The organism is Burkholderia sp. PR2, assembly GCF_052372875.1.
GTDB classification, from domain to species: Bacteria; Pseudomonadota; Gammaproteobacteria; order Burkholderiales; family Burkholderiaceae; genus Burkholderia; species Burkholderia diffusa.
The window spans coordinates 1,377,478-1,396,838 of the sequence record NZ_JBQRWH010000001.1 but is presented as its reverse complement, the minus strand read 5'-3'; the positions used below and the strand labels follow the sequence as shown (position 1 = coordinate 1,396,838).

General features: G+C 64.9%; 15 protein-coding genes. 5 read left to right on the top strand and 10 right to left on the bottom strand.

The features are described from left to right. Positions 1-225 precede the first annotated feature (225 nt). Positions 226-1,053, top strand: coding sequence for a DUF6708 domain-containing protein (locus tag ACT2FV_RS06035; RefSeq protein WP_444503441.1), 828 nt, complete (start codon positions 226-228; stop codon positions 1,051-1,053). A gap of 251 nt (positions 1,054-1,304) precedes the next feature. Continuing rightward, the gene (locus ACT2FV_RS06030; RefSeq protein ID WP_444503440.1) at positions 1,305-2,123 is read left to right on the top strand and encodes a DUF6708 domain-containing protein; all 819 of its coding nucleotides are present in this window, start codon (positions 1,305-1,307) and stop codon (positions 2,121-2,123) included. Positions 2,124-2,240: 117 nt separating this feature from the next. Here the strand turns inward: ACT2FV_RS06030 and ACT2FV_RS06025 are convergent, their stop codons facing one another. The 9 genes from ACT2FV_RS06025 to ACT2FV_RS05985 all read right to left on the bottom strand — a co-directional run bounded on the left by ACT2FV_RS06025 (position 2,241) and on the right by ACT2FV_RS05985 (position 14,518). After that, complete coding sequence (locus ACT2FV_RS06025) at positions 2,241-3,077, bottom strand: c-type cytochrome (RefSeq protein ID WP_151050337.1); 837 nt, start codon at positions 3,075-3,077, stop codon at positions 2,241-2,243. Between the two features lie 261 nt (positions 3,078-3,338). Continuing rightward, complete coding sequence (locus ACT2FV_RS06020; protein WP_444503902.1) at positions 3,339-4,637, bottom strand: hypothetical protein; 1,299 nt, start codon at positions 4,635-4,637, stop codon at positions 3,339-3,341. After that, positions 4,637-6,460 (bottom strand): glutamine--fructose-6-phosphate transaminase (isomerizing), encoded by a 1,824-nt coding sequence (gene glmS / locus ACT2FV_RS06015; RefSeq protein WP_059607800.1) that lies wholly within the window; start codon positions 6,458-6,460, stop codon positions 4,637-4,639. The genes ACT2FV_RS06020 and glmS overlap by 1 nt, the downstream gene beginning before the upstream one ends. 118 nt (positions 6,461-6,578) lie before the next feature. Then, a complete protein-coding gene (locus ACT2FV_RS06010; RefSeq protein WP_124900568.1) occupies positions 6,579-7,067 on the bottom strand; it encodes a Biofilm PGA synthesis auxiliary protein PgaD in 489 nt (162 codons plus the stop codon). Continuing rightward, positions 7,045-8,316 carry a poly-beta-1,6-N-acetyl-D-glucosamine synthase gene (pgaC, locus tag ACT2FV_RS06005; protein WP_124900570.1) on the bottom strand — a complete coding sequence of 424 codons (1,272 nt, stop codon included), beginning with the start codon at positions 8,314-8,316 and terminating at the stop codon, positions 7,045-7,047. Before pgaC ends, ACT2FV_RS06010 begins: the two co-directional genes overlap by 23 nt. After that, the gene (pgaB, locus tag ACT2FV_RS06000; protein WP_226114975.1) at positions 8,313-10,406 is read right to left on the bottom strand and encodes a poly-beta-1,6-N-acetyl-D-glucosamine N-deacetylase PgaB; all 2,094 of its coding nucleotides are present in this window, start codon (positions 10,404-10,406) and stop codon (positions 8,313-8,315) included. The genes pgaC and pgaB overlap by 4 nt, the downstream gene beginning before the upstream one ends. Positions 10,407-10,420: 14 nt before the next feature. Continuing rightward, complete coding sequence (pgaA, locus tag ACT2FV_RS05995; protein ID WP_444503439.1) at positions 10,421-13,228, bottom strand: poly-beta-1,6 N-acetyl-D-glucosamine export porin PgaA; 2,808 nt, start codon at positions 13,226-13,228, stop codon at positions 10,421-10,423. A gap of 54 nt (positions 13,229-13,282) precedes the next feature. Next, on the bottom strand, positions 13,283-14,020 hold the full coding sequence (locus ACT2FV_RS05990; protein WP_444503438.1) for a hypothetical protein: 738 nt from the start codon (positions 14,018-14,020) through the stop codon (positions 13,283-13,285). Between the two features lie 75 nt (positions 14,021-14,095). Beyond that, positions 14,096-14,518, bottom strand: a complete 423-nt coding sequence (locus ACT2FV_RS05985; RefSeq protein WP_124628277.1) for a hypothetical protein — start codon at positions 14,516-14,518, stop codon at positions 14,096-14,098. Positions 14,519-14,924: 406 nt separating this feature from the next. On the opposite strand from ACT2FV_RS05985, the gene ACT2FV_RS05980 reads away from it, so the two are divergent. Continuing rightward, the gene (locus ACT2FV_RS05980; protein WP_444503437.1) at positions 14,925-15,152 is read left to right on the top strand and encodes a hypothetical protein; all 228 of its coding nucleotides are present in this window, start codon (positions 14,925-14,927) and stop codon (positions 15,150-15,152) included. A gap of 17 nt (positions 15,153-15,169) precedes the next feature. Here the strand turns inward: ACT2FV_RS05980 and ACT2FV_RS05975 are convergent, their stop codons facing one another. Further along, positions 15,170-16,147 (bottom strand): LysR substrate-binding domain-containing protein, encoded by a 978-nt coding sequence (locus tag ACT2FV_RS05975; protein ID WP_124628774.1) that lies wholly within the window; start codon positions 16,145-16,147, stop codon positions 15,170-15,172. Between the two features lie 792 nt (positions 16,148-16,939). Between ACT2FV_RS05975 and ACT2FV_RS05970 the strand changes: the two genes are divergently transcribed. Together ACT2FV_RS05970 and ACT2FV_RS05965 are read left to right on the top strand one after the other, a co-directional pair. Next, positions 16,940-18,355: a circularly permuted type 2 ATP-grasp protein gene (locus tag ACT2FV_RS05970; RefSeq protein WP_059679130.1), complete on the top strand. Its 1,416-nt coding sequence runs from the start codon at positions 16,940-16,942 to the stop codon at positions 18,353-18,355. Positions 18,356-18,419: 64 nt separating this feature from the next. Then, entirely contained in the window at positions 18,420-19,361 is a 942-nt protein-coding gene (locus ACT2FV_RS05965; protein WP_151052104.1) for an alpha-E domain-containing protein, read from the top strand.

Here is a 19,361-nt window from a genome sequence, read left to right as displayed (position 1 = left end):
TGCTGGTGTACGCCCAGCCCCCTAGTGGAAAAGCGGACTGCGAACTCAGCGCGTTGGCGGCCAACACTCCTGTACCTGCAAGCTGGACGATCCGAGAATCGTGAGCGGGAAAATTCATCTCGATGCTGATAGAAAAATCAGCAATGTCTCGATCACGGTATTGGCCTATAAGGACCGCATGGGTGAATACGGTTTTGCTGAATTCACGATTTAGGACCAGTTGCAATGACGACTCGACCCAAGCTGAACTCACCTACGCGCGGCTGGCAGGCCGACCTGCCTGAGCCAAATGATATTCCAAATGAGGAGCCAAGTCTGGATGGCTATGCGTTCAATCATCTGGGCGACATCTATCTTGAATTGCCGCGGTCATTTATGGGGATTAGGGGGTTATTTTTACTGATTAATATATTTTTTGTGCCAATGCTTATTGAATCGACTATTGATGTTTTTGATTTTGATGGCGATTGGTTGATGTTGGTCGTGATAATTGTTATCGATTTTCTTTGTATTTGGGGCGTAATTTTAACTCTTCGTTTAGATATTTCTCCTCCGCGTGATTTGCCACTACGTTTCAACCGCTTGCGCCGGAAGATGTACGCGTACGAAATCGACGTAGTGTGGTGGAACCCGTTCATCCGTTGGCCGATTCGTGCGGTCGCCTATGACTGGGATGACGTTCGAGCCGAAGCCTGGCAGCAACAAGGTGCGATCAACGGCGGTCATACGATGAAGTGGGGTGTGGTGCTGTCGATCGTGAAGTCCGGCACGAACGAGGTAATTGATCGGTTCCAGTTGGGGGCGAAAGGGGACGGTGAAGCGGCGTGGGCGTATATCTGCACGTACATGCAAGAAGGGCCCGCTGCGCTGCCTCCATCGGATGATCTGCCGTTCGACCACGACAACAAGCGCACACTCAATATTGCGTACCTCCTCGCTCCGAAGGTGAAATGGCCCGCAGAGATGGACCTTGAATCGCGGACGGCGCTAACGGAGTCGTCTTGTCGCGATCCGCTACACGGAGACTGCTCTGTGGTGGAGCGCAAGCATTGACCGCAGATTAGAAAAACATGGAGCTGCTGGTGTACGCCCGGCCACCCCTAGTGGGAAAGCTGACCGCGAACTCAGCGCGTTGGCGACCAACACTCCTGTACCTGCAAGCGGGACAATCCGAAAATCGTGAGCGGGAAAATTCATCTTGATGCTGATAGAAAAATTGGCAATTTATCGATCATGACCTTGTTCGATAAGAACCGTATGGATGAATACGGTTTTTATGAAGTAGTAACTTAGAACCAATTGCAATGGCGACTCGACCCAAGCTGAACCCACCTACGCGCGGCTGGCATGCCGATCTGCCTGAGCCGAATGATATTCCAAATGAGGAGCCAAGCCTGGATGGCTATGCGTTCAATCATCTGGGCGGCGTCTATCTTGAATTGCCGCGTTCTTTTATGGCGGTGCGAGGGGTTATGTTTTGGTTGAATGTTATTGCTGTTCCGGCTTACATATATTTGTTTTTTGAGGGTGGCGGGTTTTCTGATTGCAACGGCGATTTGGCGATTTTTTTTATCGGATTGGCTGCTGCTTTTGTCGCAATTTGGACGGTGCTTTTCACTCTTCGTTTAGATATTTCTCCTCCGCGTGATCTTCCACTACGCTTCAACCGCTTGCGCCGGAAGATGTACGTGTACGAAATCGACGTAATGTGGTGGAACCCGTTCATCCGTTGGCCGATTCGTGCGGTTGCCTATGACTGGGACGACGTTCGAGCCGAAGCCTGGCAGCTACAAGGTGCGATCAACGGCGGTCATACGATGAAGTGGGGTGTGGTGCTGTCGATCGTGAAGTCCGGCACGAACGAGGTAATTGATCGGTTCCAGTTGGGGGCGAAAGGGGACGGTGAAGCGGCGTGGGCGTATATCTGCACGTACATGCAAGAGGGGCCCGCTGCGCTGCCTCCACCGGATGACCTGCCGTTCGACCACGACAACAAGCGCACACTCAATATTGCGTACCTCCTCGCTCCGAAGGTGAAATGGCCCGCAGAGATGGACCTTGAATCGCGGACGGCGCCAACTGATCTGGTTTGCCACGAGCCAGTAATGGCTTCGAAGGAGTGACGATCTGACCCAAACTCAATCCACGCACGCGCGGTTGGCAAGCTGATATTCCGGAAACGAATGGTGCGCGGTTGATGGGCTGAGGTTGGGTACTTACGTACCCGCAAGATCTGGGTACTATTTGCCCGCCTTGCGCCGCGCCATATACGCGAGATACGCGACGATCTGGTCGAGCTCCCTGTCGCTCAGCTGATCGGGCGGGAACGCCGGCATCACGCGGCCCGGCCAGTCGCGCACCGATGCCGGGTTGCGGATGTAGCGGCGCAGCGCGGCGGGCTGGAAGTAGTCGACCGGATTCATCGGCGCATTCAGGTCGGGGCCGGCATGGCTGCTGCCCGCGCCGTCGAGGCGATGGCACGCGAGGCATTGCGTGACGAACAGGCGCTGGCCCGCACGGGCCGGATCGTTCGCCGGCAGCGCCGGATCGACGGCGAGCGACGGCCAGCGCGCGAGCGGCGACGATTCGATCGTGATGCGCACGATCTGATACGGCCACTGCTCGCCGCGCACCGACGATGCGTCCGGCCCGAGCCACACGAGATAGAAGGGCCCGGCGCCGACCTGCTTGCCGGGCAGCTTCGGCCACGGGTGCGCGGGGTCCTCGATCGCGAGCCACGCGACGGCGCCGGCCGGCGCACGGCGGCGCGCGAGATCCAGCGGCAGCTGCGCGGCGAAACCGTCGGCCGCGCGCGTTTCGAGCACGCCGCTCGCGGGAAGTGGCGTGTCGCCGAGCAGGGCGGCGAACGGCACCGCGCGGAACGTCATCGGCCGGCCGTACGCAATGTCGTGCGGCACGTGGATGTCCGTTGCGTCGACGCGTGCGAGCAGCGCCTGGCGCGTCAACACTCGAGGCGTGCCGTCGGTCTCGAGTTCGAGCGCGTCCTGCGCGGACGCGCGCGTCGCGATCAGGCACACCGTCATCAGCAACAGCGAAAACCACCGGCGCTTCAGCATTCGTTCTCCGTGGGGGCGTACCGGCGGCGGCAGGGGGCGAGCACGCGGCCGATGGATGGAATCGGGCGATAGTCTATCCGGTACGCGCGGCGCTGGCGACTTCGACGCGGGATCGGCGCAGCGGCAGGGATTGCGCCGGCCGGTGGCAGCGTGCGGGGGGCTATCCAGTTGCCCGACGCGTGCGGGATCGCGTTGCGCGATTCGGCCGGCGGCTCAGTCACACGGGGCGTTCGTGCCGGTCCGGACCCGTTCGCGTTGCCGTCAATACGTCGAACACTGCGCGTCGGCCTTCGGCAACGGCGTTTCCCGTGCCGTGTCGAAATCGGCCTCGCGCGTCCCGGACGGCGTCAGCGACACGAAATGCATCGTCCCGCCGCGTGCCGTGAACCCGGCGATGCCGGTCGAGCCCCACGGAATCGGCGAGCGCTGCGCGCCGCTCACCGACATGCCGGTTGGCGAAAGCGCCAGCGTCAGCAGCCGTCCGTCGCGGGTCGGCACGTACGCATGCGTGCCGTCGACGGCGATCCCGGATTCCCGCACCGACGCCGGCAGGCAGTCGAGCGTCGCGAGGCGGCGGCCGTCCGGGTCGATCAGCGTCGCGACGCCGCGATTGTCCGCCGTCGTCGTGACGACGACGAAGCGGTCGATCGCTGGCACGTAGGTGGACGAATACACGTAGTACTGGATTGCGTCGCTCAGCGGCCCGAGTTTGTCGAGCTTCGCCGTGACCGGATCGAACATCGCGTATTCGAGCGTCGCGTCCGTGCTGCCCTCGATGTATTTCTGCCAGACGAGCAGCGCGCGGTGCGGCGAGCCGGCGACCACGGGCCACCATTCTCGATGGTGCGGCGCGACCGGCACGTGATTCAGCACGCGTCCGTCGGCATCGTAGGTTTTCACGTAGACGCCGTTGCCGGTGCCGAGGTTGTCGACGCCGCCGCCGTCGATCCAGTCGGCGGAATAGAACACGACGAAGCGTTCGCCCACCGAGGCGACATGCCCGGAGTGACCGCCCGCCTCGACGTCGTTCGGGTAGGGCTTGATCGGCTTGAGGTCGCGCCGATAGACGCCATAGCGCTGGCTGACCACCTGCGGCGTATTCCAGCCGTCCTCGAACGTGACGAAGATGTCGCCGCGCGGATTCTGCGCGATCGACACGGGCTCCTGCGCTTCCGGACGGCTGATGAATGGATGGACGCGCAGCAGACGCGGCTTGCCCGGCAGCCATTCGCCGACGTACACGTCGTGCGGCCAGTTGCCGTTGCGCAGCGCGCCGCGCGGCACGATGCCGGAACTGCTGAAGAACACCCAGCGCCGGCCGTCGCCTGCGTCGGCCACGCCGATTCCGTGCATGAAGCGCCGCGGGTCGCCGCTGTCCTGTGGCGATGCGGGCGCCTGCACGGTGACGGTGTGCACGGCCGGCGTGCCGGCATACGCGCGTGTCGGTGCCGCGACGGCGCAACACGCGCCGTAGAGTACGGTCGCGGCACGCCACGCGGCGGCGCGCCCGCCCGCCTGCGAGCGCACGGTAGCGACCTGCGTCGTGACCGGCCGTTGCATCATTCGACGGTGACCGATTTCGCAAGGTTGCGCGGCTTGTCGACGTCGGCGCCGCGCGCGCACCCGACGTGATACGCGAGCAGCTGCAACGGGATCACGTTGACGATCGGCGACAGCGCGTCGCCCGATTCGCGCACGCGGATCAGGTGCGTGTCGCGGTCGGCGTCGATCTCGAGATGATGGCCCGCGAGCACGTACAGCCGTCCGCCGCGTGCGCGCACCTCGGCCATGTTGGACTTCAGCTTCTGGAAAAGGCGGTCGTCCGGCGCGATCGTGACGACCGGCATCGCACTCGTGACGAGTGCGAGCGGGCCATGCTTCAGTTCGCCGGCCGGATAGCCTTCCGCATGGATGTACGACACTTCCTTGAGCTTCAACGCACCTTCCAGCGCGATCGGATAGTGAATGCCGCGCCCGAGGAACAGCGCGTTCTCGGTGCGCGCGAACTTCGCGGCCCAGCCCATGATCTGCGTTTCCAAGGCGAGTGCGTGACCGATGCGCGCTGGCAGTTCGTGCAGTTTCTTCAGGTGCATCGCGACATGCGCCGCATCGAGCCGGCCGCGTTGCTGCGCGAGCGTCAGCGTCAGCACGAACAGCGCGACGAGCTGCGTCGTGAACGCCTTGGTCGATGCGACGCCGAGCTCGATGCCGGCGCGTGTCAGGAAGCTGAGTGGCGCGCCGCGCGCGATCGAGCTGGTCGCCACGTTGCAGATCGCCATCGACAGATCCTGGCCCATCGCGCGCGCACGCTCGATCGCGCCGATGGTGTCGGCGGTTTCGCCGGACTGCGAAATACCGACGACCAGCGTGCGCGGATCGGGCACGGTGTCGCGATAGCGGTATTCGCTCGCGATCTCGACCTGCGCCGGAATGCCCGCGATGCCCTCGAGCCAGTATTTCGCCGTCAGGCCCGCGTAGTAGCTGGTGCCGCAGCCGAGTAGCAGCACGCTCCGGGTCTTCGACAGCAGCGCACGCGCGCTGTCGCTGCCGCCGAACAGCGCGGGCGAGATCGCGTCGATGCCATCGATCGTGGCGGCGATCGCCTTCGGCTGTTCGAAGATCTCCTTCTGCATGAAGTGCTGATACGGGCCGAGCGCGGCGTCGTTATCGCGCGCCTTGACCAGGCACAGCGGACGCTGTACCGCGCTCCCGATCGCGTCGACCACGTCGATGCGGTCCGGCGTGATCAGCGCGACGTCGCCGTCTTCCAGGTAGACGAAGCGGTCGGTCAGGTCGCCGAGCGCCGCGCAGTCCGACGCGAGGTAGTTCTGTTCGGCGCCGATGCCGATCACGAGCGGCGAGCCGGCGCGCGCGGCGACGAGGCGCTGGGGCTCGCGCGCGCTCAGCACCGCGATCGCATACGCGCCGTGCAGCCGCTTGACGGCATGCCTGACCGAATCGAAGAGGTCGTCGCGATAGAGGCTGTGGATCAGGTGCGCGATCACCTCGGTGTCGGTCTCGCCGCGAAACGTGTAGCCGCGCTCCTTCAGTTCGGCGCGCAACGCGTCGTGGTTTTCGATGATCCCGTTATGTACGACCGCGATCGTGTCGCCCGACATGATCGGATGCGCGTTCATTTCCGACGGCGCGCCGTGCGTCGCCCAGCGCGTGTGCGCGATGCACGTCTGCGCTTCGAGGCCCAGCGTCAGCACGCGGTCCTGCAGGTCCGCCACGCGCCGCAGCGTGCGTTCGCTGCGCAGGCGGCCTTCGTCCTGCACGGCGATGCCGCACGAATCGTAGCCGCGATACTCGAGTCGGCTCAGTGCATTGACCAGTTGCGGCACCTGATTGTGCAGGCCGCTTGCTCCGACGATTCCGCACATGATTCACCTCGTCTAAAGGAAGTTGCCGGCCGACGCGCGACACGCGACGGCGCGAATTCGGGAGCGGTGTCGCGTCGCGCGGCATGCATCGCGTCCGGCGCGGCGCATCTCCGCTGACTTATTCGCGGGGCTGCGGCCCCGCGTGGGCTACCCATTCGATGCCGGAGATCGAGCCGTTCGCGTCGTGCGACGCGACGAGAATGCGCGTCGTGCGCCGCGCGCCGCGCCGGCGGGCGCCCGCGAGCGCGGTCGGCGGCACCGAGCGCATCTTCACGCTGGCCGAGCGCCGCAGCATCTTCGATGCGCGCAACCGGTACGCGAGCGGATGCACGACGCGTCCCGCGATCAGCCACGTGACGATCGTGCCGGCGATCAGCGCGATGCTCGTCACGTAGAACACGATCTGCTCGATCGGCATCTCGGCCTGGTTGAACGGCAGCAGGTAGCGGTACGTGTAGATGCAGATCGACGCCCACACACCTCCGACCAGCGCGGGCCGCACGACGCGGAACCACGCGACGAGCACGGGCCCGACGACGCCGCCGTGTTCGGCGATCAGTTCGCTCGGGGCGCGCAGGGAAAGGTCAATAATCGGTGCGTTCTTCATGTTGAATGCCTCGGTCGGGACTGACCCAAACGGCGCGCTTGCCGCGGCCCCGCAATACGACGGCGGGCAGGGCGACGACGGTGGTGACCATGCTGATCAGCCAGAACGCGACGGGGTACCAGACGGTGTCAAGGAAATACATCAGGAGTTTTTCGTCGTAACGACGATCGATCATGCTGCCGATGATCAGCTGCAGGATGCAGGTCGCGACCAGCAGCATCCCGTGCCAGTGCGGCACCACCGACACATGCCAGTCCTGCGGAAGCGGGTAGACGACGTCGACCAGCGCGAGCAGCAGGATGAACGACATCGAATAGGCCCACGCGATGCCGATCAGATACTCGACGAACAGCGGCCACATCATCATCTGCGTCGGCCGCGCGAGCGTGCCTGCGTACTTGAGCAGCACCTGGATGCCGCCCTTCGCCCAGCGCAGCCGCTGCCGGTAGAGCCCCTTCAGCGTCTCGGGCATCAGGATCCAGCTGAGCGCGTGCGGCTCGTACACGACGCGCCAGTCGCGGCACTGCAGTTTCCAGCTGATGTCGATGTCCTCGGTCAGCATGTCAGAGCTCCAGTAGCCGACATCGGCGAGCGCGGTCTTGCGGAACATCGTGATCACGCCCGACACCGTGAAGATGCGGCCGTACACCTGCTGCGTGCGCTTGATCAGCCCGACGATCGACGAGAATTCGCCGACCTGCATGCGCCCCAGCAGCGACGTGCGCGTGCGGATGCGCGGGTTGCCGGTGACCGCGCCGACGCCCGGATCCGTCAGGAAATGCTCGAGCATCCAGCCGATCGCGTCATGCGCGAGCAGCGCGTCGCCGTCGATGCAGAGCAGGTATTCCGCATTCGATACCGCCGCCGCGGTGGTGAGCCCGACCGCCTTGCCTTCGTTGCACGCGTGATGGATCACGAGCAGCCGCGGGATCTCGACGGCCAGCTCGTTGAGGATCTCGCCCGTGCGGTCCTTGCTGCCGTCGTTGACTGCGATGATGTCGTAGTTCGGGTAGTCCATCGCGTTCAGGTGGCGGATCACGCTGCGCGCGTTCGCCGCCTCGTTGAAGCACGGCACGACGATCGAGATCTTCGGGATGCCGCTCGCCGCGATCGTGCGCGTCGACAGCTCGCGGCCTTCCTCGAGCAGGAAGTAGTGAACGACGCCGCCGATCATCCACAGGTACGACATGAAGAACGGGTAGTAGAAGACGAAATCCTGCAGGCGCTGAATGATGTTGTGGGTGGTCATGGCGTTTTGGTTCCCTGCGCATGCTGCATCTGCATCAACGCGTTGATCGAGGTCGGATCGAGGCGCGACTTCAGCGACATCACGTCGCGCATCGCGTCGAGCTCCGGCTGGCCGTTCAGGAAGTTGTCCGGGTAGTAGCCGAAATTCACCGCGCCCTCGCTGCGCAGCCGCCGCATCTGTGCGAGCAGCGTGCGGGCCGGCACGTCCTTGTGCGCGTGCCAGTCGTACGACTGCAGCTCGAACACGGTGCGCTGCAGGCCGCGCTGCTTCGCACGGACGGCGCGCACGAGCTGGTCCAGCCAGCCCTCGGGATCCTTCGCCTGCTCCATGTACGGCATCGCCATCAGCGCGACGTAGTCGTAGTTGGCGAGGAAATCGTCGTAGTTCTGCGCGTACCACGCTTCCGACTCGGGCTTGAGCACCGGCATCGCGAAGATGTTGCGCGCGCTCAGCACGTCGCCCACGTTCTGGTGCGCCAGCACGATCTGTTCGAGCTGGTGTGTCAGGTCGATCAGGTAACGCGACTTCTGGCGCGTCCAGCGTTTCATCAGGTCGGGGTTCTCGCGGATCTTGCCGACGTCGGCCGGCAGCCCCCATTGCGAATAGGTCTGCAGCGCATGCCGACCCGCATCCTCGTAGTCGTCGAGCACGGCGTCGTCGCTGAACAGGATGCCGCTGAACGACGCGTGCTTGCTGAGATCCTCGTAGATCTGCTGGATCATCAGCCGTGCCTCCGGATCGAACGGGCTCAGCCGGAACACGCGCGTGCCGTTCTCGCGGGCCGGCGCGCCGCTGTATGCGCTGACGGCCTCGAGCCCCTGATGCTTGCCCGGCGGCGGCCGGAACGCGAGCACCGGCATCCACGCGTACACCTGCACGTTGGAGCGCGTGTTCAGCTGCCACGCGGCGCGCGAGAACAGGTCGGCGCGCATCGGCAGGTGCCGATTCGGGAAATACACCGCTTCGGCCACGCCCGTGCCTTTCGGGTCGGCACAGGCCTGCAGGTACACCGATTTCGGCTGCATCCGGTAGATGCGCTCGACCAGCTTGCCGAGATTCGCTTCCTGCCGCGCGGGATCGGGATCGTAGACCTGGTCGAGATCGACCTGCACGATGCGCTCGGGCACGTCGACGTCGCCGCGGTTGGACGCCGGCTCGCGCATCGAGCGCTCGAACCCGCCGATGTCGACGTCGTACATCATCAGGATCCGCCTCAGCCGGTCCAGTGGCACGTCCGGCGTATTCGGGCCGGCATCGAGGCTGAACTGGATGTCCATGCCGAGCGACGTCGATATCTTGCGCACGGGCTGGTTTTCCGCGCCGTATGGCCACACCATCGAGCGTGCAACGATGCCGGTGCGTTCGCGGATCTGCCGCACGCATGTCTGCAGGTCGTCGTGCACGCGTGCTTCGAATTCGGCGTCGGTTTCATAGCGCTTCTCGTTCTGCAGGTAGAGGTGCGACGTGGTCGCCGGCAATTCGTTGCCTTGCGGATTCGCGACCGCGCCGTGATGGAGGTTGTGGGTGTGACAGCCGAGCTCGACGAGGTGCGACTGGCCGAGCTTCTGCACCTCGTCCCACGACATGAAGTAGTCGCGCGGCACCTGGATCTTGTCGCTGATGCGGATCGGTGCATCCAGCGGCGCATCGATCCACGCCGTGACGATGCCCATCACGGCCGGATACTTGAAGCGTTCGAGCAGCGGCAGCACTTTCGTGTAGTGGCTGCGGTAGCCGTCGTCGAACGTGAGGAGCACCGCGCGCGGCGGCAGCGGCTTGCCGCCGTGCCGCGATTCCTCGATCTGCCTGACCGTGATGGTGTGGTAGTTGTTGGTCTGCAGCCATGAAAAGATCGCGGTCAGCGTGCCGGTGTCGACCGCGAACGGGTCGACCATCGCCGACGCGGAGGAAAACGACGCCATCAGGTTGTCGCGCACGTCATGCATGCAGATCACGCGAAACGTCTTGCCGTCGGCCGGGTCGGACGGTGGCAGCAGGTCGATCATCCGGGCGTTCGACACGCCCGGGAACAGCGAACAGGCGGCGAACGTGCCGAGGCATCCGCACATGAAGGTCCGTCTGGTTTGCATTCGCGATCTCCTTGCTAGAACGGCAGGTTGACCGACATGAAGCCGGTTTCGGAGCGCTCGCGCTGGCCGTCGTATGCGTGGCTGCTGACCTCGACGCCATAGCTCAGCGTGATGTCGTGCTTGAACGTCCACGCGTGCTCGAGGCGCGCGCTCCACAGCGGGCTGGTGCCGAAGCCGCGCTCGTTGTACACGCCGCCCGACACCGATACGCGCTGCTGCAGCGCCATGTCGCCCTTCTTCCACAGCATCAGCTGGTGCATGACGGTCGCCGCGGCCGCATAGTCGCGGCCCGGGCTGAAGTAGGGCGCGTCCTGGCGCGTGTTGCTGTCGGTGCCGAGGTCCAGCGATACGTTGACGAGCTGGTTGGCGGTCGTATACACGCGCTGCGTGGCGGTTGCCGAGATTTCCTGGTGCAGGTTCGAATCGCTGTAGCGGCTCACGCCGTAGCTCAGCTTGACCTCGCGACGGTCGTTCTGCCTGTACACGACCGAGACGTTCGCGGAGCGGCCCCAGATGTGCGCGGCATATGCCTTCCACGGCAGCGAGTTGTCGTTGGTGTCGAGCCCGGCGCTGACCGTCCAGTAGTCGTTCAGCGCGTACGCGATCGACCCGCGGCCGCCGGTTCGGCCGTCCGAGCCGAACGAGCGCGTGACTTCGCCCTGCACGGTGAGCGGCCCGTGCCGGTAGTCGCCGCCGACACCCGTGCGCGTGCGGCTGACGTTGCCGGAGTCGGTCTGCGCGTAGCCGAAGAACGTGTGCGAGAAGACGCGCCAGTTGTCGCCGAACGGTTGCGAGTACACATAGCTGTCCGACGTGAAGCTGTTGTCGGCCAGCGCGCCGTTGCCGTGCTCGTAACTCAGGTCGGTCGTGAACACGGGGCTGCGGTATGCCTTGTAGTCGCGCTTGAAACCGCGCACGGCGCCGCTGTCCGGAAATACGTCGTCCAGAGTCTGGTCGACGTACTTCGCGGTCGCGTAGTCGTCCGCCGTGAGCGCCGCGCGGCCGAGGCCCGCCAGCATTTCGACGCTGTCCGGGTGGTCGGTCAGCGAAGCGCGATACATCGCGATCGCCTGGCGCGGATGCGCCTGGCCCGACACCGCGTCGGCATGCGCGGCACGGACCTCCGCGTTGAACGGCACCTGCTGCTCGAGCTGCTCGAGCGCGGCGATCCCTTCGTCGACGCGGCCTGTGTAAATCAGGTATTGCGCGCGCAGCCGGTAGTAGCGCAGAAAGTCGCTTTCTTCCGGACCGTAGTTGCGCACCTCCTTGGCCGGCGGCAGCGACTTGCCGATGTCGTCGAGCACCTGCTGCGCGTCCGCCGCGCGTCCCTGGTCGACGTACGACCAGAACAGCCCTTCGCGCAGTTCGATCGGACGCGTGCGCGCGCCGTACTGGAAGCCGCGGGTCGCGCGGTCGGTCGGCGCCGCGGTCGCCTGCTGCAACGCGCGCTGGTACACGGCGTTCGCCTTGGCCGGTTCGCTCAGGTAGAGGTAGGCGTCGCCGACGGCCGCCAGCGCGTCGATCGAGATCTCCGCGTCGGGCGGAATCGTCTCGAACGTCGCGACGGCCGTCTTCATGTCGCCGCGCGCTGCAAGGGCGACGGTGCGGTCGCCCGCGAGCGCCGTCCTGACCGGCGAATAATCGGGCGTGGCCGGCATCCGCTTGTCGAGGTCGTCCGCCGCGCGCAGCGCGCTGTCGAGGCCGTCGAAGCGGTCGGAACTCGTCATCGAGCGGGATTTGTCACGTCCGCCGCGCACCTGCTGGCGAATCGCCAGTTCTTCCAGTTGTGCGACGTCGACGGCGGAGAACGCATCGGGCCGTGCCTTCGCTTCTTCGAGCGCCTTGATCGCGCCGCCGCCCGCCGCGAGGCCGAACACATCGTTGCGCACGGTCGCGACGTCGGCGGTACGCAGGTTCGGCGCCTGCGCATTCGGCGTTTCGACGTCGGGGCCTTGCGATCGTTGCGTCGGTTCGCCGGGCAGCTGGACGCCGGGCGTCTGTGAATTCGGCGCCTGGGACGACGGGGGCGGCGAGCCCGGTGTCTGGGTAACGGGCGCAGGCGAGCCCGGCATCGGGGTGCCGGAGGCCTGCGCGGTTTGCGTCGGCGCATTCGGCGGCGCGGTGGTTGCGGCCTGCGCAGGTTGCGGCGGCTCCGGCGTGTGCGCGACCGGGACGGATGAACTGGACGCAGGTGTGCCGGACGTTGTCGCCGTAGTTTGCACGGGTGTTTCAGGCGGCTGCGGGTTCGCGGCCTGAGCGATCCCGATCGGCGCGTCCGATGCATGCGCGACGGGTGCCGGCGTGTTTGACGGCGTGGTGTCGGATGCCTGGGTCGGCTGCATCGGGGCACTCGGCGTCGGTTCGGCCGGTGGCGGCCTGCTCGACGGCGCGGTATCGGTCGCCTGGGCGATCTGGATCGGCACGCTCGATGGCTGCGCGCTCGACGCCGGTTCGCTCGGCTGCGCGACGTCCGGGTCCACGACGACCGTGGTCGGCATCGTCTGCGGTTGCGCATCCGACGCCTGCGCGATCTGCATCGACGCATCCGATGCCTGCGCGATGGGCGTCGGCGCTTGCGGGGGCAGGGCGCTCCGACCCTGGGCGACCTGCAGCGACGCCGCCGTCGGTTGCATGTCGGGCGACAGCGCATCCGGCGCGCCGCGGGCGCCGGCGATTTCGCTCGCGCCGCCCGGTTCCGCGTCGCCTTCGGCGGCAAGGCAGGAGCCGGACGCAACGAGCAGCAACAGCAACGGCGCATGCAGGAGGATCCGCCGGTTGGGCGGAGCGGCGATGGTGCATTGTTGTCTACGATTGTTGGCCACGATGTCTCCTCACTCTGAAACGATCACATCGGTTGCACGCCCGGCGACGCCGGTTCACAGGCGATTGCGGATCGCTTGTCCGAGCAGCGCGCGCGATTCGCTGTTCGTCGGGTCGATGGCGAGCGCGCGGCTCGCGTTCTGCTCCACGCAATTCCATTCGTCGACCCGTGCGCACCAGCGCGCCCGGGCCAGTGCGCGTGCGCCTTCCAGTTCGTCGTGCGTGATGCTGGTGGCCTCCATGTGCGCCGAATCGGCGATATACGATTGCGGCTGCCTTCGCTGCGTGCGGTCGGTGTGTTTTTCAGTGCGCGCCAGCGTCTGCGAACGCGACGTCCGGTGCGTGTCGCCGGGGCGCGCCGCGCGGCCGCTGGCCGCGAGCGTCGTGGACGGCACGTGCGCGGGGTGCGGGTGTTTCGCGGCGGCGCGGGCGGTCGTTCCTGGCGGCACGGCCGGTGCTGCCGCGGCCGACACGGCAGGCGTTGCCGACGCATACCGCGTACCCGGCACGGCAGGTGTAACCGGCTCGGCCTGCGCGATGGTCGACGCCGTGTCGGAGGCGTTGGCCGTGGCGGTCGCGATGGCCTCGCGATACTTTCCGACGGCGGTGCCGATCATGCCGGCGATGTCGTGCGTCATGGTTGCATGGCCGACTCCCGCGTCGCGCTGGACGTACGCAAAGCCGCCGAAGATCGCGGCAAACGCAATGATGCTGAGCGCCGCATTCTTTCCGGGGCCCCAGGCAGTTTTCGGCTGACGGTTGGGCGAGCCGTCCGGTCGTTCTGCACGAGTCATTCAATCCTCCTCGATTCGACGGATTGCAATGCACGAAGCGAGCACGTGCCAGCGCCACGCGGATTCGACTGACGTTCACCACCGCAACTGCGTGGTGAGTGCGCCCGTTTCGACGACCGCGAACTGGGTGGCGCCCTGATAAGTCCCTTCGACCCGATAACTGGCATCGGGCACGCTGAACAGGCAGCGCGGCCCCGTTGCCTTGAACTCGACGAGCACGCGTCCATGCCGTCGCAGCCGCACCTGCACGTTCGACAGCGGTTGCCCGCTGGCGCCCGATACGAACGAAACACCGAGGTTGTAAGGACGGCCGTCGGGGGGAAGCGGCGCCGTACCGTCGATTCGCGCGTCGCCGCAGATATACGAAATCACGTATCGGCCGGAGCCGGGGTCGGACGCGGGTGCCGGGGCCTGGGTCTGTGCCACGGCATTGATGCAGAGTGCGGATACGGCGATGCCGAAGAGCGGGCGAGCATGCTGTTCAAACGAGGAAGACATTGCAACCTCCATCCGAAATCGCTGGGAGCGTATTTATTCAGATTTGAAATTGGCGACGTTCTTTTCGCGACATGCTATTGATACACGATGGGTTTTGAACAAACAACCGCGTGTGGCCCGAATGGGACATGCTTTAAATGTCCTATTTAAATAGGATTTGTTATAATTCGACAAAATGAATTGAAACTGAACAAAGTCGATATTGCCGGACATGAAATTTGCTCACCGGTCGCAATGACCATTTCGCAAACTTAAGACGTAAGTGGTATCGAAGTTTGTGCCGAAAAATAACGACTGATAAAAGGAAGACTTGCCTCTGCCATCGAGGCTTCACGATGAATCATGGAACGTACGGTCAGGTAAATCGAAAGGGCTGGTATGACGTTTTTGGCGATAATGTCGTTACATGAAAATCGAAACTTTTGATGTGATGTGTAACGGCGTATTTCCGTCATATGAGTCGGCAATTTACTCGGATTCGCAAACGTTTGGCAGCATTGCGGAATTGATCGAGCGTACGGAACGAATATTGAAGACGAATCGGGATAATAAAATGGTTCGCGATGGCGAAAATGGAATACGGGAGCGCCGCGCGGTTTGCATCCGCGCGGCGCTCCGGCGAGTCGGGCGATGAGGGAACGGTGAAGGGCGTTACCGGCTGCCGCCGGCGCTGCGGCGCGCGATGCGCACGGCCGGCTCGATCGACTGCTCGGCCGCGACGCGCGGGCGGTTCATGATGTAGGTCCACAACTGTTCGGCCGCGAGCCCGCGCTTGCGCGCGGACCGGTACAGGCGAATCTCGAGTTCGGTGATCCAGTCCGCCGAGCCCGCACGAACGAGCGAACCATCCGCGAGCTCTTTCGCCACGCAGCTTTCGGGCAACCAGCCGATGCCGTGCCCGGCCACGACCATCCCCTTCAACGCCTCGGACATGTGCGTCTCGAAGCACCGGTGCAGCGCATACGATTCGGACGCATTCAGCAGCAGCATCTCGACGACGTTCCCGAGGAACGCGCCCGATGAATACGCGAGGAGCGGCAGCGGCGCGTCCGGCGTGCCGGGCAGTTCGAATACGGGCTTGCCGCGTGCGTCGGGCGTCGACACCGGCAGGATCCGCTCGACGCCGAGCGTGACGAACGGGAAGTGGTTCGGATCGAGCACGATCGGCAGTTGCGGATGGTGATAGCCGAGCAGCAGGTCGCATTCACCTTCGACGAGTTGCTGCACGCCTTCGGGCACGTTCACCGCGTTCACGCGCGCGGTCACGTGGCCGACTTCGCCGTTCAACTGCTTGAGCCATTCGGGGAACAGTGTGAACACGAGCGTATGCGCGACGGCGAAGCGCACGACCTGGTCGCTTGCCGCGAACTGGTCGTAGCCGTTCACGAGGTTGCGTGCCGCATACATGCTGCGCAGGATGTCCGCGGCCAGCCCGCGGAACATCTGTCCGGCCGGCGTCAGCGTGATCGGGTTGATGCTGCGGTCGACCAGCTTCGCATCCATCCATGTTTCGAGTGCGGCGATTCGTCTGCTGAATGCCGACTGCGTGAGGTGCCGATGACGCGCGGCCCGGGAAAAGCTCTTGGTATCCGCAAGGCTCAGGAAATCTTCCAGCCACTTTGCTTCCATGTTGATCTTCGCTTTTTATAGTCGGCGCCGGAAGGCGGCGGCGCCATTTCACTGAACCGGTTTTGTAGCGTACCGCGCCTCGCGCATCGGAGCCGATGTTTTTTTTCGATCGGTGTCAGTCGAAATATGCATGGGCGTTGTCGGCGGTATTACGGCTACATACGGTTGAGGTGCCGGACCCGGCTAACTGGTTAGTTCACCGCGTCGAACTGCCCGACTTGCCGCAGACGGTACTTCCCCCAGGGCCGGCCGCGCACCTGCGCGCGCCGGCTCGCCTTTCCGCTATTCCGCCCGGGCAACCGAAGGATGTGGCGCAATCCCCGTCGCGGTGCAGGGCGGGCCGCCGCAACGGGCCGCCGACGCCGCGTCGCGCTTCGCTGCGGTGCGGCAAGACCGGGCGGGAAGGTGGCGGGGCGCGGGCGACCGCACGGCGGCGGGAAGTCCTGCCGACGCGGGCGCGGAACCGCTGCCGGTCGGCAGCGCGGTAATCGAGGAGGCGCGCCGGGCGGGGAAGGAATGGTGCAGTGCAGATTGCACAGTCGTGACACGCAGGGGAACTATGTTTGACAGGCGCGGTGCAGCAGAGGCCGTGCGCGGGCATGGCACGCCTCTGGCGCGTCCTGCGTCGCGCGCATCGCACCATCATGGTGCGGCATGCCGCGGGGGCGTGCCGGCTGCGCGACAAAGGGGGGAACCTGAGGGGATATCGCAAGGCACGTTCCTTGCAAGGCAGTCAGTACGCCGGTCCGGCATGCGCAATGCCGGGGAAAACGATCGATGGAGAAAAGATCGATGAAGCCATTCGATGAAATGCTGCAATCCGGCGACATGGTGAGGGCGCCTTACGCGCGCCTCAAGCAGTGGCTCGACACGCAGAATCCCGCGAGCCTCGCCCAGAAAGCTCACGACGCGGAAGGCGTGTTCCGCAGGACGGGCATCACGTTCGCCGTGTACGGCGACGCGCAGGCAGCCGAGCGGCTGATACCTTTCGATATCGTGCCGCGGATCATCTCGGGCGCGGAATGGAGCCGGCTGTCGCTCGGCATCGAGCAGCGCGTGATGGCGCTCAACGCGTTTCTCGACGACATCTACCACCGCCAGGAGATCGTGCGCGCCGGCATCGTGCCGAAGCACCTGATCGCGCACAACGAGGCGTTCATCCCGGAGATGATTGATTTCCGGCCGCCCGGGAACGTTTACACGCATATCATCGGCGTCGACATCGTGCGCACCGGCGAGAACGAGTTCTACGTGCTGGAGGACAACGCGCGCACGCCGTCGGGCGTGTCGTACATGCTGGAAAACCGCGAGACGATGATGCAGCTCTTCCCCGAGCTGTTCCAGCAGGTCAAGGTGCGCCCGGTCGAGACCTATCCGCAGATGCTGCGGCAGTCGCTCGCGGCCGTGTGCCCGCCGGGCGGCAACGCCGACAACCCGACCATCGCCGTGCTCACGCCCGGCATCCACAACTCCGCGTACTACGAACATTCGTTCCTCGCCGACCAGATGGGCGTGCACCTCGTCGAGGGCAGCGACCTGCAGGTGGTCGACGGCCGCGTCGCGATGCGCACCACCGAAGGCTTCCGGCCGATCGACGTGCTGTACCGCCGCGTCGACGACGCGTTCCTCGATCCGCTCACGTTCCGCCCCGATTCGGTGCTCGGCGTGGCCGGGATCATGGACGTCTATCGCGCCGGCAACATCACGATCGCGAACGCGCCCGGCACCGGCATCGCCGACGACAAGGCGATCTATTCGTACATGCCGGAGATCGTCGAGTTCTACACGGGCCGCAAGGCGCTGCTGGAGAACGTGCCGACCTGGCGCTGCGGCGAGGCCGACAGCCTGAAATACGTGCTCGAGCATCTCGATGAACTGGTCGTGAAGGAAGTGCACGGCTCCGGCGGCTACGGGATGCTGGTCGGTCCGTGTGCATCGAAGGCCGAACTCGAGGCGTTCGCCGCGAAGCTGCGCGCGCGTCCCGCGAACTACATCGCGCAACCCACGCTGGCGTTGTCCACGACGCCGATCCTGACCGAAGCCGGCCTCGCGCCGCGCCACGTCGACCTGCGGCCGTTCGTGCTGGTGTCGGACCGGATCCGCATCACGCCGGGCGGGCTCACGCGCGTGGCGCTGCAGGAGGGATCGCTCGTCGTCAACTCGAGCCAGGGCGGCGGCACCAAGGACACCTGGGTGCTGGCCGACTGAGCCGGGCACGACCGCGCGCGCCGCAGCCGGCGCGCGAACCGAACGAAGACGGAGTGGACACGAGATGCTTCTGGGACGAACTGCGAGCGGTCTCTACTGGATGTACCGCTATATCGAGCGCGCGGAGAACATCGCGCGCATCGTGGATGCCGGGCTGCGGATGGCGCTCACGCGCACGTCCGACGCGCCGGCCGAATGGTCGTCGGTGCTGGTCAGCTCGGGTGCGGACGAGGGCTATCGTCAGAAGTACGACGCATATGCCGCCGATACCGTGACCGACTACCTGCTGCGCGACCGCGACAACCCGTCGAGCGTGCTGTCGTGCATCGAGGCCGCGCGCTCGAACGCGCGCATGGTGCGCACGGCGCTCACCCGCGAGGCGTGGGAAAGCGTGAACGGCGCATGGCTCGCGCTGCGTCACGCGCTCGCGCAGCCGGTGCCGGAGAGCGGACTGCCGGCCGTGCTCGACGAAGTGAAGCGTGAAACCGCGCTGATCCTCGGCAGCTTCTACAGCACGATGCTGCGTAACGAGATCTTCGATTTCGCGCAGATCGGCGCGTTCGTCGAGCGCGCGGACAACACCGCGCGGATCATCGACGTGAAATACCACCTGCTGCTGCCGTCGGTGTCGCACGTCGGCACGATCCTCGACAACTACCAGTGGGAGACGATCCTGCGCTGCGTGGCCGCGCACCGGTCGTACCGCTGGGTGTACGACGTGCAGTACAAGCCGATGAACATCGCCGACTACCTGATCCTGAACGGCCGCATGCCGCGTTCGCTGCGCTATTGCTACGGGCGCGTGGTGTCGAGCCTGAATCTGCTCGCGAAGGATTACGGCGTGACACACCCGTGTCACGACACGGCCACGAAGATTCTGCAGATGCTGTCCGACACCTCGGTCGAGCGGATCTTCAAGAGCGGCCTGCACGAGTTCCTGACCGACTTCATCGGCCGCAACAACAGCCTCGGGATCGATATCGCCCAGGCCTACAACTTCGACTGA